General features: G+C 41.9%; 23 protein-coding genes. 11 read left to right on the top strand and 12 right to left on the bottom strand.

Translation table 11 applies throughout. From position 1 onward, the window contains the following. Positions 1 to 77 precede the first annotated feature (77 nt). Positions 78 to 614: a serine O-acetyltransferase gene (locus NST24_RS05505; RefSeq protein ID WP_017360201.1), complete on the top strand. Its 537-nt coding sequence runs from the start codon at positions 78 to 80 to the stop codon at positions 612 to 614. Between the two features lie 168 nt (positions 615 to 782). On the opposite strand, the gene NST24_RS05500 is transcribed toward NST24_RS05505, so the two are convergent. The 3 genes from NST24_RS05500 to NST24_RS05490 all read right to left on the bottom strand — a co-directional run bounded on the left by NST24_RS05500 (position 783) and on the right by NST24_RS05490 (position 2563). Then, the gene (locus tag NST24_RS05500) at positions 783 to 1058 is read right to left on the bottom strand and encodes a hypothetical protein (RefSeq protein ID WP_035392471.1); all 276 of its coding nucleotides are present in this window, start codon (positions 1056 to 1058) and stop codon (positions 783 to 785) included. A 63-nt stretch (positions 1059 to 1121) separates the two neighbouring features. Beyond that, positions 1122 to 1682, bottom strand: a complete 561-nt coding sequence (locus NST24_RS05495) for a GNAT family protein (RefSeq protein WP_035392472.1) — start codon at positions 1680 to 1682, stop codon at positions 1122 to 1124. A 14-nt stretch (positions 1683 to 1696) separates the two neighbouring features. After that, entirely contained in the window at positions 1697 to 2563 is an 867-nt protein-coding gene (locus tag NST24_RS05490; RefSeq protein ID WP_100324869.1) for an AraC family transcriptional regulator, read from the bottom strand. A 113-nt stretch (positions 2564 to 2676) separates the two neighbouring features. Between NST24_RS05490 and NST24_RS05485 the strand changes: the two genes are divergently transcribed. Then, positions 2677 to 4053: an MATE family efflux transporter gene (locus NST24_RS05485; RefSeq protein WP_193804210.1), complete on the top strand. Its 1377-nt coding sequence runs from the start codon at positions 2677 to 2679 to the stop codon at positions 4051 to 4053. A gap of 81 nt (positions 4054 to 4134) precedes the next feature. Here NST24_RS05485 and NST24_RS05480 read toward each other — a convergent pair whose 3' ends face one another. From NST24_RS05480 to asnB, 4 genes are all read right to left on the bottom strand, one after another. Continuing rightward, positions 4135 to 4974: a phytoene/squalene synthase family protein gene (locus NST24_RS05480; RefSeq protein ID WP_024720032.1), complete on the bottom strand. Its 840-nt coding sequence runs from the start codon at positions 4972 to 4974 to the stop codon at positions 4135 to 4137. Continuing rightward, complete coding sequence (gene crtI, locus NST24_RS05475; protein WP_061418640.1) at positions 4967 to 6442, bottom strand: phytoene desaturase family protein; 1476 nt, start codon at positions 6440 to 6442, stop codon at positions 4967 to 4969. The genes NST24_RS05480 and crtI (NST24_RS05475) overlap by 8 nt, the downstream gene beginning before the upstream one ends. Further along, entirely contained in the window at positions 6439 to 7956 is a 1518-nt protein-coding gene (gene crtI / locus NST24_RS05470; RefSeq protein ID WP_056705142.1) for a phytoene desaturase family protein, read from the bottom strand. Before crtI (NST24_RS05470) ends, crtI (NST24_RS05475) begins: the two co-directional genes overlap by 4 nt. Positions 7957 to 8103: 147 nt before the next feature. Then, the gene (gene asnB, locus NST24_RS05465) at positions 8104 to 9945 is read right to left on the bottom strand and encodes an asparagine synthase (glutamine-hydrolyzing) (RefSeq protein ID WP_024720029.1); all 1842 of its coding nucleotides are present in this window, start codon (positions 9943 to 9945) and stop codon (positions 8104 to 8106) included. Between the two features lie 156 nt (positions 9946 to 10101). Here asnB and NST24_RS05460 point away from each other — a divergent pair, with 156 nt between their 5' ends. Continuing rightward, positions 10102 to 10629: a DUF2777 family protein gene (locus NST24_RS05460; RefSeq protein WP_056705140.1), complete on the top strand. Its 528-nt coding sequence runs from the start codon at positions 10102 to 10104 to the stop codon at positions 10627 to 10629. 38 nt (positions 10630 to 10667) lie between these two features. Here NST24_RS05460 and NST24_RS05455 read toward each other — a convergent pair whose 3' ends face one another. Further along, the gene (locus NST24_RS05455; protein ID WP_342462425.1) at positions 10668 to 11036 is read right to left on the bottom strand and encodes a YisL family protein; all 369 of its coding nucleotides are present in this window, start codon (positions 11034 to 11036) and stop codon (positions 10668 to 10670) included. A 91-nt stretch (positions 11037 to 11127) separates the two neighbouring features. After that, complete coding sequence (locus tag NST24_RS05450) at positions 11128 to 12033, bottom strand: fumarylacetoacetate hydrolase family protein (RefSeq protein ID WP_007499116.1); 906 nt, start codon at positions 12031 to 12033, stop codon at positions 11128 to 11130. A gap of 906 nt (positions 12034 to 12939) precedes the next feature. Here NST24_RS05450 and NST24_RS05445 point away from each other — a divergent pair. From NST24_RS05445 to NST24_RS05410, 8 genes are all read left to right on the top strand, one after another. Then, positions 12940 to 14034 carry a CotH kinase family protein gene (locus NST24_RS05445; protein ID WP_342462424.1) on the top strand — a complete coding sequence of 365 codons (1095 nt, stop codon included), beginning with the start codon at positions 12940 to 12942 and terminating at the stop codon, positions 14032 to 14034. 122 nt (positions 14035 to 14156) lie between these two features. Beyond that, on the top strand, positions 14157 to 14318 hold the full coding sequence (locus NST24_RS05440) for an aspartyl-phosphate phosphatase Spo0E family protein (RefSeq protein ID WP_008348605.1): 162 nt from the start codon (positions 14157 to 14159) through the stop codon (positions 14316 to 14318). 127 nt (positions 14319 to 14445) lie between these two features. Beyond that, the gene (locus NST24_RS05435) at positions 14446 to 14667 is read left to right on the top strand and encodes a spore germination protein (protein ID WP_003211745.1); all 222 of its coding nucleotides are present in this window, start codon (positions 14446 to 14448) and stop codon (positions 14665 to 14667) included. 14 nt (positions 14668 to 14681) lie between these two features. Then, positions 14682 to 14915, top strand: coding sequence for a spore germination protein GerPB (locus tag NST24_RS05430; protein ID WP_035392485.1), 234 nt, complete (start codon positions 14682 to 14684; stop codon positions 14913 to 14915). A gap of 31 nt (positions 14916 to 14946) precedes the next feature. Beyond that, positions 14947 to 15561, top strand: coding sequence for a spore germination protein GerPC (locus NST24_RS05425; protein WP_342462423.1), 615 nt, complete (start codon positions 14947 to 14949; stop codon positions 15559 to 15561). Then, positions 15558 to 15734 carry a germination protein GerPD gene (locus NST24_RS05420; protein ID WP_003210893.1) on the top strand — a complete coding sequence of 59 codons (177 nt, stop codon included), beginning with the start codon at positions 15558 to 15560 and terminating at the stop codon, positions 15732 to 15734. The genes NST24_RS05425 and NST24_RS05420 overlap by 4 nt, the downstream gene beginning before the upstream one ends. After that, a complete protein-coding gene (locus NST24_RS05415; RefSeq protein ID WP_024720023.1) occupies positions 15734 to 16168 on the top strand; it encodes a spore germination protein GerPE in 435 nt (144 codons plus the stop codon). Before NST24_RS05420 ends, NST24_RS05415 begins: the two co-directional genes overlap by 1 nt. 22 nt (positions 16169 to 16190) lie before the next feature. Further along, a complete protein-coding gene (locus NST24_RS05410) occupies positions 16191 to 16409 on the top strand; it encodes a spore germination protein (protein ID WP_003211468.1) in 219 nt (72 codons plus the stop codon). A 47-nt stretch (positions 16410 to 16456) separates the two neighbouring features. Here the strand turns inward: NST24_RS05410 and NST24_RS05405 are convergent, their stop codons facing one another. The 3 genes from NST24_RS05405 to sbcD are packed head-to-tail and all read right to left on the bottom strand — an operon-like array spanning position 16457 to position 21341. Further along, positions 16457 to 16756 carry a hypothetical protein gene (locus NST24_RS05405; RefSeq protein WP_017360217.1) on the bottom strand — a complete coding sequence of 100 codons (300 nt, stop codon included), beginning with the start codon at positions 16754 to 16756 and terminating at the stop codon, positions 16457 to 16459. Between the two features lie 17 nt (positions 16757 to 16773). Then, positions 16774 to 20169, bottom strand: a complete 3396-nt coding sequence (gene sbcC, locus NST24_RS05400; protein WP_342462422.1) for an exonuclease subunit SbcC — start codon at positions 20167 to 20169, stop codon at positions 16774 to 16776. Further along, positions 20166 to 21341 carry an exonuclease subunit SbcD gene (gene sbcD, locus NST24_RS05395; RefSeq protein ID WP_138278368.1) on the bottom strand — a complete coding sequence of 392 codons (1176 nt, stop codon included), beginning with the start codon at positions 21339 to 21341 and terminating at the stop codon, positions 20166 to 20168. Before sbcD ends, sbcC begins: the two co-directional genes overlap by 4 nt. Between the last annotated feature and the right edge of the window lie 14 nt (positions 21342 to 21355).

Below are 21355 nucleotides of genomic sequence, written 5' to 3'. Positions count from 1 at the left end.
GAACGTTATTTTACCTTGATATAAATGGTTATGATGGTATAATTTCTCTGAAACGAAAGGGAATCGAGGGGGATCTGATGATTTTAACGAAGCATGACCTTCACCACTACTTGGCACAAGATCAGAAAGCACTTGCCATCAATCGAAAAAGACCAAAGTGGCTTGGGGATGATATTTGGAAATATCAAAGATATTTACGAAAATATGAGTACTATACGAATAGCGGTGCTACGTTACGCAAATGGTTTTATCGTTACTTACATAAAAAGAAAGGAATGCAGCTTGGCTTTGATATCCCAATTGGTGTATTTGGACCTGGGCTCAGAATCAACCATACTGGGCTGTTGATTGTGAACAAGCATGCCAAAATCGGCGCGTTTTGTGATATTCATCAAGGCGTAAATATCGGTCAAAACCATCATGAAAAAGATGTGCCCGTCATTGGAGATCATGTATGGATCGGCCCTGGCGCTAAACTGTTTGGAAACATTTATATTGCGAATCATATTTCCATCGGAGCAAATGCAGTAGTGAATCGCTCCTTTCATGAAGAGCGAATTGTCATTGCAGGTGTCCCTGCTCAAAAAATAAAAGAAAAAAGCCCTTCTTTATGAAGGACTTACTTGACCAAAGCAGTGAGCCACATGAGATAAAATAAGATGGATAAACATGAGGATCATCCTGCCCGAGCCCCATCACCATTTATCCTAAGATGCTTTGGCGCAATCAAACCATCAATCGGTAGCAACTTGAAGTGAAACAAATCACCACAGCCGTACTCTCTAATTTGCGTTGGAGTACCCGAAGACCAGCATGAGAAAGTACAAGACAAAGACGAGGATGGCAATCGCATAGATGAAAATGGACACAATCAGTACTGTCCAGCCCAACCCTTTTCTTCCTGTTTGAATGAGATATATTCCAAGTGTGAAGAGCCCGAGTAAAAGGCCTAAGATGGCCCATAACCATTTATTTTTCCCGTGTTTTGGTGCATCAACGAATAGGTAGATTGCGACTAATATGGATACAAACCAACCTGTAATCCATTTCACATTCATCCGCCACCCTTCTTTTTCAATTTATTTAATCTTACTATACTTTTTTCCTAATCTTAAAAACAACTATTCAAATGAATGATTCGGAAGGCTTTGCCATTCTTCTCTCAGCATCCCATACCGCATCGAATCATAATACTCCCCTTGATAGTAACGAACCTTACGCAGTCTTCCCTCAAGGATAAACCCGCATTTCTCTGCGCAACGCATCATGCGTTCATTTCCAGACCAGGTGGTCAGACCGATGCGTGGGATATCAATGTGTGAAAAAAGTTCATCGATCCATAGACGCAATGCCTTTGTTCCAACGCCCCCATTCCAAAAACGTGAGTCATAAATAAGAATCCCACACTCCAGCCAACGTGTGCGTTCATTCTCCCAATAATAAGAAACTGTACCCTTTAATTCACCTCCGACATCAATGCCAAATAGTTTTGGCAGGACAGAATCATCCTGTAAATAGCGTTTTTTAAATGCAGCGAGCGATATGTCATGTTCAATAAAATATGGTGCATTCCACTTTCGATAAGCCTGGTCTGGCGCTTTAAACCTTAAATGCCATACCACTTCTAAATCGGTTTCGTCTAATGGACGTATGCTCACAATCTCTTCTTTTTTTCCTTTCATCTGTTCACGTCCCTTTACTTTGTCGTTCTTTTAGCAAGATGACGATACTCGATAGGCGTCATGCCTTCATTTTGCCGAAACAGCTTTGAAAAATAAGTAGGGTCATCAATGCCTACATGTTCTGCAATGAGAGCTATTTTTTCATTCGTTGAAGCAAGCAGGCTTTTGGCTTTTTCAATTTTGAGTCGATTGATGTACTGACTCGGCGTCAGTCCGTACACGGTCTGCATGCACCTTGTCATGTAATCAGGATGATAATGAAGAATCTCTGCCAGCTTCTCCATCTGTAATTTTTGCGTAAAATGACGTTCAAGATAGTGAACCACTTCTGAAGCGACAGTCTCCTTTGCACTTGGAATATGAAATGCTTCTTTTTGTAAATGAATGAGCATTTCCTCAAATTGAAGCTGCTTTTTGAGCTGAAGTTCAGACGCATCATCATTTAAAGCGCGCATCGCTGAAAGATGCTTCTGTAGCACGCTTCCCCCTTTCACTTTTCCTTTTCGGGGCAGACGAAATTCATAGCTTGCTGCTTTTTCAAAAGTGGCTTGATTTTGCTTCATGTCAAACCAGTGTTCTCTCGGCCGATCTGTAAACTCAAATGAATCAATTGAAAAATGCAGCCACTCATAAAGTGTTTCTTCTTTGCATGGCAGATGTCCACCATGGGCAAGTCCCGGTGATAAGATGATATATTCACCCTCTTTTACGTGATGAGGCACCTCGTCTTCTGTGATCCACAGTTCACCTTTCGTGACATAAAGAAGATCAAATACGGTGAAAATTCTGGAGATATGTCGTTCTCCTCGATGGAATACACCTTTGCCTGAAGCAATATAGACTGGAAATGGCGGTACAGTAAATGTAATAAACGGACCCATATTCATCCCCTTATGAAGTCGGATTTCTCCAATAAGTTTCGGTTTCATCTCTTCTTATTATAGTCGATGCAAGGTACACTATAAATCGGATTTATACGAAAGAAGGCGATGTGATGAAACCACAAGCACTGACAATACAAAAGGTTCAAGCCAAAAGTGAAAAATCCCACCCTTCATTATTTGCATTAACTTGGCCTATTTTTATCGAAATCTCTTTATATATGCTGATGGGGAGCGCAGATACACTGATGCTCAGCCAGTATTCTGACAATAGTGTTGCTGCAGTAGGAGTAAGCAATCAGCTACTAAATCTATTGATTGTGATGTTCAGCTTCATTACGACTGGGACGACGATTGTCATTGCGCAGCTTTTAGGAGCGGGCCGCAAGCAGGATGCGACCCAAGTTGCCTATGTATCACTAGGCACCAACTTCCTCATTAGCTTTGTGATCAGTCTTCTTATGTTTGTGTTAGCTGTGCCCATCCTGCATATGATGGGCTTATCAAGCGAGCTCATGCCAGATGCAACCGTCTTTTTACAGATTGTCGGCCTGCTTTCTTTTATTCAGGCGCTCATTATGACCTATAGTGCTATTTTAAAAAGCTATGGATTCACGAGAGATACGATGTATGTCACCATCGGTATGAATCTGTTAAACGTTGCTGGTAATTATTTGGTCATCTTCGGACCATTTGGCTTCCCTGTATTAGGTGTCATGGGTGTCGCTCTTTCCACATCATTTGCACGGTTGATCGGTCTTACAGCCATGATACTCATTGTTCGACACCGCATTGGATTGCGGTTTTCATTCAAGCGAATGTTTTACATCCAGCGAACGCATTTAAAAAAACTGCTAAAAATCGGCATTCCTTCTGCTGGAGAACAACTTTCTTATAATGGCTCTCAAATGATTATTACGCTGTTTATCACATTTATGGGCACGCAAGCACTGGCAGCAAAAGTCTATACCCAGAATTTGATGATGTTCATTATGTTATTTGGTGCCGCCATTAGCCAAGGAACACAAATCTTAATTGGGCGCCTGATCGGGGCGAAAGAATTTGATGCGGCCTATCGAAGATGCATGAAAAGCTTATACTGGGCCATTGCCATCTCACTTCTTTCTTCTACTGCTTTATCTTTATCATCGACGCATTTACTTACTTTTTTCACTAGCAACAGTGAGATCATTCAAATAGCGAGTCTCCTCCTCATATTGACGATTATTTTAGAGCCTGGACGTTCTTTTAATATGGTCATCATCAACTCCTTGCGGGCAGCTGGTGACGCGAAGTTTCCAGTCTATATGGCGATGATTTCAATGTGGGGCATCGGCCTTCCGATCGCTTATTTATTAGGCATTCAACTTGAGATGGGCCTTATCGGGGTTTGGATTTCTTTTATCGTGGATGAATGGGTAAGAGGTATCTTCATGTATAGGCGGTGGCGTTCAAGGGTGTGGACGGAGTATCGGTTTACTTCCACATAAAAAGGACTGCGGGTGCAGTCCTTTCAGATTGTTGACAAAGGGCTAAAATGAACTTTATTTTACCCCTTTGTCTTCTTTTCATTACGTAATATCTTCTAAAATAAGTGCTTTTTCTTGTGTTGAAATATATGACCGCTTCGTAAAGACGCGGTATTCGTTTTCTCTAGTTTTATCTAAAATAGCCTTATAAAAGTGAGCAGCTGCTTTCACTGGTATCCTTGAATAAAGTGGGAATTCATGGAGATGGTCAAAAAATTCCTCATAGTACGCCTCTGCCTCAAAAGCAATATATTCCCATACGTGCTGGAAGGCTTGATTGACGATCCCTTCTTGTAATTCTTGCTCTGTATACCCAAATTGATCCATGACTTGTTTTGGCAAATAAATGCGGTTCCTTTCCGCCTTATCCTCACCAATGTCTCGAAGAATATTGGTCAACTGCATGCCAATCCCAAGGGAAATCGCAGCTTCTTTTAGCTGTTCTTTTTTACGCGGTGCAATGATCGGAAGCAGCATTAATCCAACTGTACTTGCGACATGATAGGAATAGATGAGCAGTTCATCTAACGTTTCATATCGATGTTGCTCTAAATCCATCTCCTGTCCTCGCAGCAGGTCACGGAATGGGGATTCATCCATACGAAACTGTTGAAATGTATACTCCAGCGCCACCCACATTGGATCATCACGATCTACTTCTCCTTGCAAGAAACGTTCAAATGCCTCCTGAAAAGACGCCAGTTCTTCCTTTGGTGAAGGAGACTCATCTACAATGTCATCCGCTCTCCTACAAAAAGAATATACGGCCCAAACAGCCTGTCTTTTCTTTTTAGGCAGCATGGAAAAGGCACGATAAAACGTTTTTGAATGGGTTTGAATGGTCTCTTCACATATTTTCAATGCTGTTTGCACATCAACCACTTAGCTTCACTTCCTTTCTGTTGTTCAGCTCTTTAAGCAGTACAGAAGCCATGAGCTTTGCACTTTGCATCACGATCGGTACCCCGCCGCCGGGATGGATGGAAGCACCTACCGCATATAGATTGTCTACATCTGCAACCTTTACTTGCGGGCGAAACACACCTGATTGAAACAAATTAGGAGCGAGTCCAAAGCTGCCGCCTTCAAACAATCCTTCTCGCATTGAATCATTCGGTGTTCTCACCTTTTGCCAGACAACCGCCTCTCGCAGCTGTGGAAAGCCTCTTTTCTCAAGACGCTCCACCATTTTATCCACAAAGTCTGTCTCTTGTTCCCAATTGATGTGATCTCCTGATGGAACAGGAATGAGCATATATAGGACACTGCTGCCTTCTGGGGCAAGGGATGGATCGATGGTCGATGGATTAAAAGTATAAAATGATGGATCTTGAGGTATCGTTTTCGTTTGGAACACCTCTCTCATATGCTGATCAAAGTGTTCTCCCATGAAAAATTGATGAACAGGTGCTTCATCGTATACTTTGTTTAACCCTAGATACACCATCACGCAGCCGGAGGATGGAACGTATTTACGCCGGTCTTGTTCACCTAAACCAAGCTGTTTTAACGCCGCTGGATAATCTCCGTTCATCACAAATGCATCAGCTGCTATGTGCTCATCATTTATTGTTGCCTTGACCACACGTTTCCCCTCAAACTCAAATTGTGCGACTTCTTCACTTTTTCTTATGTGTACACCCGTCTTTAAGAGCTGTCTCTCCAATATATCTACTAAACTCGCATATCCGCCTTTTAAATAGTAAATTCCGTGTGCGTGCTCACTATATGAAACAAGCGAATAAATGGCAGATGCTTCATACGGATTTCCTCCGACATAGAGGGTTTGAAGTGCATATGCATCTCGGAGGCGCTCATCTGAAAAATATTTTTTGAGAGAACTTTGAACGGTTCGATATGCTTTTAATTTCATTAAAATCTTCATGTTCGCTTTTGTAAAAAAGGTTCGTTTTTCATGAAATGATTTTTCTAGAAAAGCTTCCTGCCCTTCTTGAAACCGATCCGTCATTTCTTGCATAAATGTTAAATATCCCTGTTCTTCCTTTGGAAATACACGTTTGATTTCTTCTAGTTGTCGCAGTGTATCAGAGTATTTCGTATAGGAGGTTCCATCTTGATAGTGGATCGTATACAGCGGATCGAGCTGCAAGAGATCAAGAGATGTTTCATCAATGCCTACGTCATGTAAAATGCCTTTTAACATATCAGGAAGTAGGACAATGGTCGGACCTTCATCTACTTTATATCCTTTCTCACGTACAAAAGCAAGTCTCCCGCCGAGCCGTTCATTTTTTTCAACAAGGGTGACATCATGTCCAGCTTTTTTTAAATAGAGGGCTGAGATCATACCGCCAATACCGCCGCCAGCAATCAATATATGTTTTTTCATGAGGCGCTCCCCTTTTCTTGATGTGGCACTCTTTTGTGCGTATGTTTCTCTTTTGACAGAATCGCATTTGTCGTAATACGCGCTGATTCTAAAATGGTTGGCAATCCGCTGCCCGGGTGGGTTCCTCCACCAACGAGCCAGCAGTGTTTCAACTCATCAAATTCATTATGCGGCCTGAGTACCATCATCTGCGTCAACTGGTGACCCAGATTAAATGTAGCTCCTTCATACACGTACAGCTCTTCTTCCCAGTGCTTCGGCGTGATCATCCGCTCGACTTCAATATGCTGCCTGATATTCTTAAAGCCTGTTTTCCGCTCCAGCGTATCCAGCACAAGCTCTCTAAATTCTTCTTGATACACTTCCCAGTCAATACCGCTTTGATTATTGGCAACAGGTGCTAACACATAAAGAGCGGACTTGCCTTTTGGCGCAAGCGAATCATCTGTCACACTTGCATTTTGAATATAAATGGACGGATCATCCGGCAGCTCAAAGGTTTTCGTAATCTCTTTGACGAACTTCGCATAGTCATCGGAAAAAACGATGGTATGATGTGGCTCATCATATATCGTATCTAAACCTAGGTACAGCATGAAGGTGGAGCATGAGAATTTTTTCTTTTTCAGTTTCTTCTCGCTATATTTCTTTAAAAGACCCGGCTCTACAAGCTTTGTCATCACGTGTGCAAAATCACCATTTACGACCACCTCATCTGCCTGTATTTCTTCACCAGTTTCTAAGCGAATGCCCTTCACTTTCCTGCCTTCCGTCAGCAACTTGTCAACTCCAGTTGATAGATGAAGGGTAGCCCCAGATTCAACAGCTGCCTTTGCCATCGCTTCTGACAGCTGATTCACTCCGCCTTTCGGATGATAAACGCCTGTGTCATGCTCCATAAAGGAAAGAATTGAGAACGCTCCTGGGCATTCCCAAGGTGACATCCCTAAATATTTTGATTGGAATGTAAAGGCATATTTCACTGATTCATTTGAGAAATAATCCGACAGCACATCATATAAGCTTTTATTTAATGAGAGCTGAGGAAGTGCTTTGATGACTTTTGGTCGCAAGTAATGATGGAAACGATCCATTTTACTTTGTAGAATCGGCGTTAGGCGGTCCATTTTTCGTTTTGTATCATTCATAAAACGTACATACCCCTCGCCCTCACCAGGTGCAAAGGCTTCTAGCCGTTTGTACATTTCGTCTCGATCTCGAATCATATCAAGCTTCTCATCTTGAAAGATTAATCTATACATTTCTTTTAATTCAATCACATCTATATAATCATAGAGATTTTTACCGGCAAAGGTGAACAGTTCCTCTGCAATATGAATCATACTGAGAAAAGTAGGACCTGTATCAAACGTGAAATCACCAAGTTGAAACTTAGAGTTACGTCCGCCAACAAAGGACTGTTTTTCATATATATGAACATCATGTCCTTTGCTTTGCAACATCATAGCTGCTGCAAGTCCCCCTGGTCCTGCTCCGATCACAATGATTTTCATTATCCTTTTTCCTCCAAATTAATTCACTTTAAGTTAATTATACAAATTGAAGCGGTTAGATCAACTTTTGATGTGCTCTAAAAGTCTCATGTTATGTATCAAAAAAGCCGACTTCCTTTCAACAAGTGCAAGAAAGCCGACCCTTTGTTATGCTTCTATATCAATTCGATATGTTTCAAACCAATGATGAATCTGTGCCAAATGGGCAATGAGCTGTGGGCCTTTCATTAACTGACCATACCAAGGAACCTGGAAAGAAGCCCCTTCCGTTTCAATCAGCTGTTTTAATTGATGTGGATCTAAAAATTCATGAAGCACAGAATCCTTTTGCGCGAGACAATCTGTTAACATCTCTTTTACCGCCTGAGTATAAGCAGGATGATGTGTTTTCGGATAAGGGCTCTTCTTGCGATAAAGCACTTCATTCGGTAAAATTCCCTCTAATGCTTTTCTCAAAACCCCTTTTTCCCGATTTCCATACATTTTCATTTCCCAAGGAATATTCCATACATACTCAACAAGACGATGATCTGCGAATGGTACACGTACCTCAAGGCTCGCCCCCATGCTCATACGATCTTTTCGATCCAGCAGTGTTGTCATAAACCAAATCATATTTAAGTAAAAAAGTTCTCTTCGGGCTTTATCTACTCCAGTTTCCCCATCTAAAAGAGGGGTTTCTGCCACGGTTTCTTCATATTTGCTTTGCGCATATTCCTTCAGTGATAATTTCTTTTGCCATGAGTCTTGAAGAAGCTGAATGCGTGCTTCCGTTGATCTCATCCACGGAAATCCATTGGTTTCGCTTGCCATGTGAAACCATGGGTAACCTCCAAAAATTTCATCTGCACATTCACCTGATAAACCAACAACAAAATCCTTTTTAATTTCTCGGCAGAACCATAGTAAGGAAGAATCAATATCTGCCATCCCCGGCAAATCTCGCACTTCAACCGCTTCTTTCAAATAAGAAGCCAGCTCTTTTTGCCCAATGATACAGCTATGATGATTCGTTTGAAACGCTTTGGTCATTCGATCAATCCACGGGCCGTCAGCATTCGGCTGAAATTGACTTGCTTCAAAGAATTGATCATTTCCGTCGTAATCAACGGAATACGTATGCAGCGGGGCTTTCCCTATTTTCTCAAAGTGCTTGGCGGCAATGGCCGTAATGGCACTAGAATCCACACCGCCCGATAAAAACGTACATACAGGCACATCAGAGACAAGTTGTCTTGTAACAGCATCCGTAAAGAGTTCCTTCACGTGCTGAGCGGTGTCATCAAGCGAATCTGTATGCTGCTTGCTTTTGACATTCCAGTACCTCCACACACGCAAACCATCTTTTGAAAAGGTTAGGGCATGAGCAGGTCTCAGCTCTTTCACCCCTTTAAATACGCCTTGCCCTGGTGTTCTAGACGGCCCTAAACCAAAGATTTCTGATAACCCTTCATGATCCACTTTGGCTTTCATTTCAGGATGAGCTAGAAGTGCTTTGATTTCTGAGCCAAACAAAAAGGAATGATGACGTTCTGTATAGAAAAATGGCTTGACACCGAGCCGGTCTCTCGCTGCAAATAATAATTCACGCTCACTATCCCAAATGACAAATGCAAAAATTCCATTAAAATGGGTCACACACTCTTCCTTCCATTCTGTATAGGCGTGAAGAAGAACCTCTGTATCAGAATGCCCAAGAAAGCGGTGCCCCCTTTTGAATAATTCTTTTCGTATATCCTCCGTGTTATAGAGTTCTCCATTGTATACCACCGTATAATCATGGTGTTGATGGGTATATGTCATCGGCTGCTTTCCGCCTTCAACATCGACAACGGCTAACCGTTTATGGCCGAAAAGAACGTGCTCACTTTTCCACGTATTTGTATCATCCGGCCCTCGTTTAGATAATGTATCTGTCATTTGATTGATTACATGATCCTGTTGGATGAGCTGCTTTTTAAAGTCTGCCCAGCCTGTTATTCCACACATCATCATCAGCTCCCATCCGTTTTTCATCAAGTGTTCTCATTTAGCCTTTCTTAGTTTATGCATCGGCTCCTTGATAGTTGATTTGTCCTTTTTTCCCCCTGTGTATAGGACAAGCTTCATTTGGTAAGAAAAGAAAGAGGAAAGGAGGTTTTGCGAATGGAGAACCGAATGACATATCTTCAGCAAAACCACCCAAAATGGTGTAACGGGTACTTACTGATGGAAAACGGTCATTGTCTGATTGAAGACGAAGAAGGAGACATCATGCTGCCTGAAAGCCTTCAAAGTTCTATGATCTGTTTGAAAGAAAAGGATCGATGGACAAAAGGAGAATTGCTCGGGTCTGTCGTTCTTTGTGAGAATGGGAAGTTGATGGAGGTAAAAGGCGGTGAACGCATTCAATATACAGCGTCTCTTTCTAAAGGGTGGCTTGATTTGCTCATGTTCGTACCGGAAAGCGTCTTTTATCAGATCATTGACTATGTAGAACAGCTTGGCTTTTCCGTCTATGATTGTATCTTCTCTTCCTTCCATCCTTCTCATCGCGTGTCTTTTTTTCAGTTTTCAGGAGACATGCAATCACTTGCCCTTCAATGCCACCATCATTCGGGTACAAATCAAGTTCAATTGGAATGGACGACGTCTGACGGTCATCGGCTGATGTCTCAGTTTGATCTCACATAAAAAGGGCACTGCTTTTGATAAGCAATGCCCTTTTTATCTTAAAAGATATGGAAACCGATCGGCAGACGTAAGCCGAGAAGAATGGTCACAATGGCAACCACGATAAAACCAATGAATACACCCTTCACCGATTTTCCTTTTTTCTTGCGTACAAGGACCATTTCCATGAAACCAATCACAAGAATACCAAGTATCATTTTTCCAACATACTCGCCCCCGTAACCCGGGATTTTCATTCCTGTGCGAACATACAGCTCTATACCTGTTGCAATAATAATCAAGTAGAACAGTCGTACGATCATATGCACAATTTTAGCGCCTTTATCGTTTTTACCTGCTAATGCAAAGGCAACGAAAAATAAAATAATACCTAGCACCCACGCTGTAATATGTAAATGTGTTCCCATTTGTGATTTCCCCCTTTATCAGAACAATTACCTTCTCATCGTACCACGAAATAAGTCGAACACAAAGCGACAATCCTGTGTCAACACGCCTTTATTTGACGCGATTTGATAACGTCCCAATTGGTTCAATTGTTACTTCAACCTGATCGCCTGAGGCTAAAAATTTTGGCGGTTCAAAACCTTTGCCGACTCCAGAAGGTGTACCTGTTGCAATGATGTCTCCCGCTTCCAGCGTCATCCCTTTTGAAAGAGTTGACACAATGTCTTCAATTGGGAAGATCATTAATTCCGTACTGGCAGACTGACGAACCTCTCCGTTTACCTTTGTTTCCACATGGAGTGCTCCATGATCCTCAATCACTGACTTGTGAACGATATAAGGTCCCATTGGACAAGTTGTATCTAAGCTTTTTCCTATGAAAAATTGTTTGTGTTTTTTCTGCAAATCTCTTGCCGTTATATCATTTAAAATGGTGTAACCGAAAATGTAATCGTGGACCTCTTCCGGAGCTATATTCTTTCCTGTTTTGCCAATGACAATGGCAAGCTCCCCTTCGTAATCCAATTCACTTGTCACATCTTCATGGAGAAGAATGTCCGCTTCATGCCCTACAACAGAGGTAGGCGCCTTTGTAAAGATCATCACGTCTTTAGGAATATCTGCCGCACTTCCCATTTCCATGACGTGATCTTGATAGTTTTTCCCAACACACATGATGTTTTTCGTTGGTTTTGGAATCGGTGCATGGAGTGTCACGTCCGAAAGCGGATAGACATAAGAGCCGCGGTCTTCTTCTTTTTTCTCCGCCCAATCAAGAAGCTGTTTGACGTGTTCGACAAACTTGTCCCCCATGTTGATGCATTCAGATAAAGAGTTTGGCAATGTCTCCAGCTCAAATAGTTTTGCTTCTGCCTTTTTGACGTCCATCACCCATTCATCATCAATGACGACCCCGATAAACAATCTGTTATGTATCTCACCTGTAAAAAACTTCATGTTTTCCCCTCACAATCTTCATTTCACTACATTATGATGTCTCATTTTTATTTCTCTACGAAATAAAAAAAACCCTTTTTTATCATACTCTCTTTTAAAAAGGGTTTCAAAAATGAAGACCTGATATTTAGCGGTAGCGTCGATACTCCCACATATTCCCTTGATCCCATTTACGATCAACATTTCCTTGATGGCGGGAATGATGTTTTTTCTTTCCGCATCTTCGGCAAGAGTGACTCCGTTTATGGTGATGAGAACGTTTAGATCGATGGCTGCGATGTGATTTGCGGCAGCTTTTCTTATGAGATCTGTATTTGCTGCGGCATGATTTTTTTGGTTTACTCTTTTTACTGCGGTATGACTTTTTGCTTTTATACGACTTTTTGCTTTTGCATGATTTCTTGCTTCTATACGACTTTTTGCTTTTGCATGGTTTCTCGCTCTTTACACTTTTCTTTGAGCAGCGACTTTTTTTAGAGCGATAGCTTTTTTTAGAGCGATAGCTTTTATGGCTTTTTTTGCTGCGATGTGACTTACGGCAGCCTCCTCCACCAAAGAACCAGTGACGGCGATTTGAATGACGAGAACGAGATGATTTGTGCGAATATCCCGATTCTGGTTCACGATCTAAGTGTTGATCACGCCCCTCACTTCGAAGTGAATCAACTGCATGTTCAATATGCGAATGATCAAATGTGCTCACGAACAATTCCCCTCCCAAACTGTGCTCTGACAAAACAAACAGACAAAGCTGTTTATCTTCTCTGCTTTATGTTACGAGACTCGGTAGACAAGTGTTCTTGGCGAATGCCTCTTTCTTAGAAAACTCCATGAATACCTACCAGCAGGTACAGGACATTCCTTCATTTTCATATAGTGGAGGAGATATAGGAGGGTGATGAACGCATGGACACAGAACCTTTAAAACAACTGGATATCTGGATTCATCCAAAAGATCTCATGGAATTAAAAAAGGACGTATGGAACGATGAACCCGTCGAGGCCATTCTGAAAACCGGCCAAACGAAGTCACATATTTATGCCTCATACCGAGGATCACACATCCGAAAGCTCAAGAAAAAATCCTATCAAATTGAATATCGAAAACCAAAGCAAAGACAGGGTGAATCCCTTTTTCACTTAAATGCAGAGTACAATGATCCTTCTTTCATTCGCAACAGGCTGTCTTTTTATTTCTTTGAACAGATGGGTGTATTCAGCCCATCCGCTTCTCATGTGTTTCTGACCATTAATGGAAGAAAAGAAGGCATTTATTTAAAAATAGAATCTGTAGATGAGCTGTTCCTCCAAAAACGACAGCTGCATGGAGGCGGCATTTATTATGCTGTAGATGATGACGCCAATTTCTCTCTTTTAAGTTCATTTGATAAAAAGCCAAAAAAACATCTTCTTCTCGGTTATGAGAAAAAAACGGGAACTCCTGAACACGACAAGCAGCTGAGTGAATTTATTTACTTTTTGAACACCGCAAGGGACGACACGTTTGCAAATAAGATTGAGCAGTACATTGATGTAACACAATATTTCCGCTGGCTCATTGGTGTCGTGTGTACCCAAAATTTTGATGGCTTTGTTCATAACTATGCGCTTTATGTGAATGATCAAGGAAGGTTTCAAGTAATGCCTTGGGATTATGATGCGACTTGGGGTCGTGATATTCACGGAGAAGAAATGGCGTTTGATTATATTCCAGTCAGCGGTTTCAATACATTAACCGCTAGATTGCTAGACATCCCTGCATTTAAAAGAGACTATTATGCCCTTTTCCAGCACGTACTAGATACACATTTTTTAGAAAAACGGCTTCTCCCCATCATTGAGTCATGGCATGCTTCGATTGAGCAGCGAATTGGAGATGATCCATATACGAAAAACCGACAAGACATGCTGCGTTCAGAGCGAGAATTAATCCGACAGTATATCAACAAAAGACGACGTTATTTACAAACTGAGATTAAAAAAGAGACATCGCGCCTGTAAAGACACTTTCGAATTTTGTCACTTTAGTTCTCATATTGACGAAAGAGCTTTTTTTATAGAAAAATAGGGTATACTAACCATATCCTTCTATTTGATAAAAAATGTGAGAGTTGGCGTCCGTTATGATCAATTATGAAATTGAACAAAAAAGATTACATTTGATTGAGACCGCAAAAAAATTCGGAATGAATGCCGAAGAAACCATCAGGTGCAGTCAAGAGCTTGACACACTCTTAAATAAAGGCATCAAAACCACCTCTAAAGAATGCTCGAATAAAGGGTAAACCATACACTTCATTCCTCTCATCAAAGTTCTTCAAAAAGACAATCACATATTAAAAGACCCATCATAAGCTATGGTGAAACGCCCAAAAACGAAGTGCCCTATTTTTCTAAAGGATGTGCACCGCTATGCCGGCTATTGTTGGAGCCTTTAAAGTAAATGCCGTCGGAACGAGCGGAGTCGTTCATGTTGGAGACTGCATCACCATTTCTCCAAATAGTCAGGTTAAAACGTTTGCCGGCGCAGGCAGTTTTAACACTGGTGATCAATTACGCATTAGCAACTATAAAAGTGTGACAAATACGTATGATAGTGATGTCATTGATCAACCGCTTGTTGGTAACTTGTAAGGAGTGAGAATCCATTGAACTTCTATATTAATCAAGCGATACAAATTAATTACTTACGTGTGGAGTCTGTGAGTAACTCATCCGTTCTGCAAATCGGCAGTGCTGGATCAATCAAGGCACTCTCCAATCTGTATAACACTGGAAGCTATGTAGAGTCAGCACCTGCCGCAGCAGGCACACAAGGAATTGAAGAGTCTCAAGGCGCAAGCACGGCACCTTTTGTACCGCTTCAGTCACCAACAACATAAGTTCATCTGCAATCCCCGGAGGTGTATGCATATGTATGACTATCAAAACAGCGCTTCACAAATGTATGGCATCATTCAAAAGCAAACACAGCAAATCATGATGCTTGAAAAAAGGCTTAACGAGCTTCAGCAGGAAATGCAAATGATCAAAGATAAACCGACAACAACGATTGAACGGATTGATTATCAATTTGATCAACTGAAAATCGAGCGGCTGGAAGGCACATTAAATATCGGTCTCAATCCATCTGATCCAAATAGTGTTCAAAATTTTGAAGTGGGCCAAACAACACCCCCGGGAATTGGAATGATGCAGCAAGAAATGGCTGATCAATTTTTCAATCAAACACGCCAGCTTGTCGATGCATTCTTAAATGAAGAAGCACCGCAGCTTCTTGAAGAACTAGAGCAGCGATACGAAGGCTCGCTTGATGAAAGCAACAAACACCATATCATTGAGGACATTCGAAAACAAATAGACAGCAGAATCAAATATTATGCCGGGCAGCTGCCACAAAGGGAAGATATGACCCCGCTTCAACGTTCCGAGCAAATTGCTGAATACGTGAAACATGATGTCAAACGGGCAATCGAGCACTTTTTAGCCCATATTCCAAATGAAACGAAAGGAGAGGAAAACGGATGAATTTCACAGTCGTCAACCGCAACATCGAAACTGGAAGCATTAAAGTAGTTGGGGTATCGTCCTCTTCCCTATTTATTATCGGGGACACGGACCATGTACAACTGTCATCGATTTTCGATACACCGCCAGAATCATTAATTATTGGCCCGTTTGTTCCTCTAGCCCCTCGATAATGATTAAGCGCACATCTCAAGTGAAGTTCTCGAAGGTGAATTCTGTGGGGATTTCGAGTGTGGTTCAAATTGGTGATACACAAGAGTTATGCCCGAACGTGAAGGTGTTAGCTGTTCAGAGAACCATTAGTTTGTTTTATGGAAATGAAGCTGAAAACCTAGATGCAAAAGAATTTGAAGTGTATTATGAGCCAATCCCATTGATGCTGCCAGAACGAGCGGTTAGAACGGCCTTTTATCATGAAAAGCCTCTCATTAAAGTTTCGTCCATTCATGTAGAAGGGGTCTCTTCCTCCTCTATCTATCAAATTGGCTCTACGTGCGGAATAAATGCCGTTGCGCGAGTGAAGCATATTCGAGAGTTATTTAGCAACAACGACGAACATCCGCCAAACTCACAATTGGACCTACCTGCGCATATGATGGTGATATGACTTCGAATAAAGGATGTCGATTATGCCAGCAATTGTCGGACCCATTTACATTAACTCGATTTCTGGGGGCGTCGTAAACGTCGGTGACTCATTTTATCTTTCGCCTAAAAGTTCTTCAAAATCTGCTTTAGGCTCTGGAGCGGGGAATACCGGAGATTTCTTGATTTTAAATAATGGCATTAGCGCCACCAACTATGTGGATCCTGACTTAAATGATCAGAATATGGTAGGCAATGCATAAAGCGGCTCCTCTACACTCATTTCATTTAGAGGAGCGCTTTTTTATGCTTATTTCTTTCTGCGTTGTCTTGATTTCTTTGTTTTGACCAGCTTGCTTGCCGGCTGCTTTCGAATCCATTTGATGTACGGAACAAGCTTTTCATCTTGTCTTAGTGCATCCAGCGTATTCAAACGTGCGGCAAGCTCCTGGTTTGTATAAAGAGCATGTACTTGTTTATGGCAAGGGATACACAGGAAGGCAGTCGGTAGAAAGGCCCCTCCTTCTTCTCTTGGCGTTAAGTGATGTTCTGTAAGGACGACCTCTTGTCTTCCGCATAGCTCACATAATCCAATCGTTTGCTTTGCCATCCTGAGATCACCTCACTTTACATTAATTCCATCGAGACTGTTGTTCCTTTCCCGCTTGGATCTGCTGGGTGGACAATCAGTTTCTTTGGCAGTCTCATCTTTAATTCTTCCACATGGCTGATCACACCAACAGCTAAATTTTGAGATTGTAGCTTCTCTAATGCTGTAATCACCGTATCTAACAAGTCTTGATCGAGTGTACCAAATCCTTCATCTAAGAAGAAGAATTGCAGCGGGAACTCACCTCTCAGCTGAATTTGTGCAGACAGAGCAAGGGCAAGTGCTAAAGACGTCAGGAAAGTTTCTCCCCCAGACAAGCTGGATACCGGACGTCTGACACCTCCATTGGCATCATCCCGCATCACAAAACCGCCCTCTGAATCGACTTCAATGGCATACCTTTGTCTTGTCAAAATCCCAAGACGATGAGAAGCATCACGGCTGACACTTTCTAGCTGTTCTTCTGCTAGGAACTCAACAAACGTATTCCCTTTAAACACCGTTTGAAGCTTATCCAGCCGGTCAATTTCTTGTTGCAGTTCTTCAAGGCGTTCATGAATGCTTGCAAAGCGCTGATGGTTTGCTTCAATCACTCGCAGATGCTCCTGTGCAGATCCACTCAGCGCTGTCGCTTCTTCAAGCGCTTTTTCCGCCGCTTCTTTTTTTAGTTGAATGTCTGTCCACTCGTCTTCATCCAGCGACTCACCTTTTAACAGTTCAGAAATTCGCTTTAAATTTGCTGCACATTGCTTTCTTTTATCCTCAAATTCCTCAATTTCCTGTTTGACTGTAAGACGTACAGATCGATCCATTAAAGCAGGTGCTATCTCCTGAGGATGATCAAAAGGAGTAGAGGCTGTTTCTTTTTGCCACGCTTTCTCAGCTTCTTGTTTTCGCCGCTTCGCCTCTTGGAGCTGACGTTCACTGCTTGAGAAATGGCTTTGCGCCTCACTAAATAATTGCTGTGCATGCTTAAATTGCTCGTACGATTGCTGTTCTTTTTCATTTAGATGAGCAATAGATTGTTGAACTTCGTCCAGTTCATCAGAAAGAGAAGCAGCTTTTAAAGGATATCGCTGTAAATCTGTTTCATATTGATCGATCAGGTGTTGCTGGCTTCCCAGCTGATGCGCCAACTTATCGAGTTCCTTCTCTAGATCGTATATAGCTGTTTGCAGATGCTCTTTTGCCTGCTGTTTTTCCTCTAGAAAAGAAATACTCTTCTCAATACGCTCTTGATAACCTTCCGCTTGTTGATCCTTTTCGTCAATTTGTTGCTGCATTTCCTGCACTTGGTTGATTGTCAGGTGAGGAAAGGTCTGTTCAAATTGCGTCAGTTGTTCGGAAAGCTCAGATCGAAGCTCCTTGATCAGCATGTCTAATTCCTGCATGCGCTGCTGCTCAAATGTCAGTTGATCTTTTACTTTGCTCATTTCTGCCGCTTGATCATAAGTGACGTCCATTAAACGAGCTCGTTTGCTTTCGATTGCTTGAATATCTTGTTTTACGCCTTTCCATTCTTGAATCAGCTGGTGCAAAGACTGCGGATTCTGTACTGCTTCTACTGCTGCAGCTACTTCCGAATCGGGGGCTTTTTGAGATAAAAAGGAGAACTGTTTAACTAATTGATTGGCATGCGTTTCAAGCAGCTGCTTTGCAGCAAACATGTCTCTAGCATATTCCTCTGCCAGCTTGAGCTCTTTATCCATTTTTACAATCCATTCATCAATTTGGGCAACCGTTTCTTCATGGTCATTGTCTATCACAGCCTTTGGATCATGATGAATCGATCCACAAACAGGACATGGTTCACCGTCTACTAGCTCTGCCGCTAATTCTTTTCTTAATTCTGCCGATCTGACAACATCACGCTGTTTTAATTTTTCTTGTTTTTTGTCCTGCTCTTTATGACTCCATTCTGTAAGACCTCGTTCAAATTCACATACATAAAAATACAATTGCTCTATCGCTTGAAACGATTGATTTATTTTTTCATGATGATCTTTTTGCTGTTTTTGAAGCTTTTCATACGATTGTGTCGCCTGTGCTGAACGCTGTCTTAGCTTCTCAATCTTTTGTTCTTCCTTTTGAATGCTCACATTCATTCTTTGAACATTTTCACTGAAACGAAGTGCGTCTTGTACAAGTTTCCGCTCTTTGACAGAGACTTGTAATTGTTCCAGCTCATGCTTCAACTGTGTTTGTTTCGCAAGCGCACGCTCTAATAAAGATTTCACGTTTTCGGCTTCCGCTTTTTTTTGAGTCAATTGCTGCGCTTTTTCATTGTTTTGCTGCTCTAGTAAGGTCTTTTCCTGAAGAGCTGTTTCTTTTTTTCGTTCAATTTCTTTTAATTGAATAAGCTGCTCTTTCTTTTGAAGAAGCTCTGGCTCATTTTCCATTTTCTTTTGCCGTGCCTGCTCATACTCCTGCGTCATTTGATCATAGATCGTTCGTTGATGAAGTAAATGTTTTTCTGCTTCCTGCTTCTCTTTTATTGCTTGAGAGAGCTGCTTTTCAGCCTTTGTTAATGCATCCGCATAAGGCTTTAATGTCTCTGCCTGCTCTGCAATGTGAAGTTGATTCTTTTTCTCTTCCATTGTGGATGCCAGCAGATTGAGGTTGTGTTGTTCCTTCTCGTACGCTTCTTGTTCTTTTTGATACTGCCAGATGGTTTGCGCTTTTGTAAAAGCAGTGAACGCTTCGTCCCGCGTTTGTTTTTTCTCATGAAAAATAGCTTGCGCCTGCGCAGCTGCTTCTTTAGCTTTCGCTAATGCCTCTGGACCAGCTTCTCCTAATCCAGTCAGTTCAGCCAGCAGTTCGTTTTTCTGTCCATAGTGATTTTGAGCCTTTGCGCGTAAACGTTTGACGAGCTGATCACCATATTTCTCCAAATTAAACAAACGCTGCAGCATTTGGCGTCTGTCGGCTCCTTTCAATGAAAGGAATTCCGCAAACTTTCCTTGGGGTAAAACAACCGCTCTCGTAAAATCGTCAATGGTTAAACCAAGTAATTCTTCTATTTTACGATTGACCTCACTTGCTTTATCTGCAAGAACTGTCTGCGTATCACCAATTTCAATCAATCGGCATAACGTCGTTCTAACCTTCATTTCATCTGCCCGTTTAAAGGCTCGTTCCACTTTATAAGAAATATGGTGTTCCCTTTGCAAAGCGAACGTAAAGGAGACAGACAGCTTTTCTTCAGCTTGGTTCAAAATACCATGCGTATTATTGAGTGCACGTTCGACCTTGCCATAGAGTGCGAGTGTCATGGCATCTAATATGGACGATTTTCCGCTTCCAGTCGGTCCAAAAATACCAAACACACCTGCATCACATAAGGAGCTAAAGTCAATGGTTTGCTCTTCTCTGAAGCTATGAAGTCCTTTAATGGTTAGCGTGATCGGCTTCAATTCGCTTCCTCCTCTTGCATGTCATTGGCAAGCTCTAAAAATAGCTTGACAGTTTTTTCATCAGGTAGACCTCCACCTGTCTGACGCTCATAAAATTTCACGAACCGCTCTTCAATCGAGAGCTTTTCCACTTGTTTTTGTTCTTCTTTTTGCTGTAACTCTTTAAACTTTGGTCTAATATGGACAAATCCACTATGCTGTTTTCTAAGCTGATGAATTTGTTCGATCGACAGCTGATCTGTTAAGTGAATCTCTAAATCAATCCAGGCTTGAAGATCCCGCTTTTCATCCAGCCAATTGTGTACTTGGCTCAGCCCTTCAGTCGCCTTCCACTTCATAAGTGGTTTACCGCTTGATAAAAACACTTCTTTCCAGCTTGCTGTTTCATTCGGTTTTGCATCCACAATGGTGACTGATTTGGCGTAGCCTGCTTCAGAAAAGCTGTATGCAAGTGGAGATCCAGAATAGCGGGCAATCGTCTTGGCACGTTTAATGGTTTGGGGGCGATGCAAATGCCCCAATGCGACATAACAAGCCGCCTCAGGCAGACTTTCGGCCGCAACGGTATATGCGCCTCCCACTTCAATCGGCCTTTCCGAATCCGTTTGACTGCCACCTGCCACATAAATATGACTTGTTGCGATATTGACCGTATCCGCCTGAAATTGGCTGCTTAAATGTTGAAACATTTGTTGTATTTTTAAATTGTACTGATCACGAAGCAGTTTCTCTTCAAATGTTTCAGCCAGCACCTCGTTTAGCCTTGCTTCAGACGGGTAAGCGAGTGCTGCAATAGATAGACGTTCACTTGCAGAAGAAACATCGACATGAATTAAATCATTTGTCGGATATCCAATTAAATGAATCCCCTGCTCATTCGTTAAAGGAGATGCGGCTGATAAACGGTCTGGGTTATCATGGTTGCCAGAGATCACAACCACCTGACGCTTTCCTTTATCAGATAATGCAGACAAACTTTCATAAAAAAGCTGTTCTGCGCGAGCAGGAGGGTTCACTGTATCAAAGGCATCGCCTGCCATCACAATGACATCAATGTGTTCATCCTTGACGATTTGATTTAATTCATCTAAAAACTCCGCTTGTTCCTCAAGCCGGCTTCGGCCTTCAAGGGTTTTCCCTAGATGCCAATCCGCTGTATGCAGAATCCTCATGTGATTCACCTCTC

It is taken from the genome of Bacillus sp. FSL R5-0286, assembly GCF_038593245.1.
GTDB lineage: Bacteria > Bacillota > Bacilli > Bacillales > Bacillaceae > Bacillus > Bacillus altitudinis.
Note: the sequence above shows the minus strand (reverse complement) of the source record. Positions and strands in the feature narration are given on the sequence as shown.

What these genes read in the sequence shown, in the direction of transcription:
- NST24_RS05505 (WP_017360201.1), top strand. Translation starts at nt 78, where the DNA reads ATGATTTTAACGAAGCATGACCTTCACCACTACTTGGCACAAGATCAG.
- NST24_RS05435 (WP_003211745.1), top strand. Translation starts at nt 14,446, where the DNA reads ATGCCGGCTATTGTTGGAGCCTTTAAAGTAAATGCCGTCGGAACGAGC.
- NST24_RS05410 (WP_003211468.1), top strand. Translation starts at nt 16,191, where the DNA reads ATGCCAGCAATTGTCGGACCCATTTACATTAACTCGATTTCTGGGGGC.
- asnB (WP_024720029.1), bottom strand. Translation starts at nt 9,945, where the DNA reads ATGTGTGGAATAACAGGCTGGGCAGACTTTAAAAAGCAGCTCATCCAA.
- NST24_RS05490 (WP_100324869.1), bottom strand. Translation starts at nt 2,563, where the DNA reads ATGGGTCCGTTTATTACATTTACTGTACCGCCATTTCCAGTCTATATT.
- NST24_RS05455 (WP_342462425.1), bottom strand. Translation starts at nt 11,036, where the DNA reads ATGGGAACACATTTACATATTACAGCGTGGGTGCTAGGTATTATTTTA.
- NST24_RS05420 (WP_003210893.1), top strand. Translation starts at nt 15,558, where the DNA reads ATGAATTTCACAGTCGTCAACCGCAACATCGAAACTGGAAGCATTAAA.
- NST24_RS05415 (WP_024720023.1), top strand. Translation starts at nt 15,734, where the DNA reads ATGATTAAGCGCACATCTCAAGTGAAGTTCTCGAAGGTGAATTCTGTG.
- NST24_RS05440 (WP_008348605.1), top strand. Translation starts at nt 14,157, where the DNA reads ATGATCAATTATGAAATTGAACAAAAAAGATTACATTTGATTGAGACC.
- NST24_RS05460 (WP_056705140.1), top strand. Translation starts at nt 10,102, where the DNA reads ATGGAGAACCGAATGACATATCTTCAGCAAAACCACCCAAAATGGTGT.
- crtI (WP_061418640.1), bottom strand. Translation starts at nt 6,442, where the DNA reads ATGAAAAAACATATATTGATTGCTGGCGGCGGTATTGGCGGTATGATC.
- NST24_RS05495 (WP_035392472.1), bottom strand. Translation starts at nt 1,682, where the DNA reads ATGAAAGGAAAAAAAGAAGAGATTGTGAGCATACGTCCATTAGACGAA.
- NST24_RS05445 (WP_342462424.1), top strand. Translation starts at nt 12,940, where the DNA reads ATGGACACAGAACCTTTAAAACAACTGGATATCTGGATTCATCCAAAA.
- NST24_RS05405 (WP_017360217.1), bottom strand. Translation starts at nt 16,756, where the DNA reads ATGGCAAAGCAAACGATTGGATTATGTGAGCTATGCGGAAGACAAGAG.
- NST24_RS05485 (WP_193804210.1), top strand. Translation starts at nt 2,677, where the DNA reads ATGAAACCACAAGCACTGACAATACAAAAGGTTCAAGCCAAAAGTGAA.
- NST24_RS05450 (WP_007499116.1), bottom strand. Translation starts at nt 12,033, where the DNA reads ATGAAGTTTTTTACAGGTGAGATACATAACAGATTGTTTATCGGGGTC.
- NST24_RS05425 (WP_342462423.1), top strand. Translation starts at nt 14,947, where the DNA reads ATGTATGACTATCAAAACAGCGCTTCACAAATGTATGGCATCATTCAA.
- crtI (WP_056705142.1), bottom strand. Translation starts at nt 7,956, where the DNA reads ATGAAAATCATTGTGATCGGAGCAGGACCAGGGGGACTTGCAGCAGCT.
- NST24_RS05500 (WP_035392471.1), bottom strand. Translation starts at nt 1,058, where the DNA reads ATGAATGTGAAATGGATTACAGGTTGGTTTGTATCCATATTAGTCGCA.
- sbcD (WP_138278368.1), bottom strand. Translation starts at nt 21,341, where the DNA reads ATGAGGATTCTGCATACAGCGGATTGGCATCTAGGGAAAACCCTTGAA.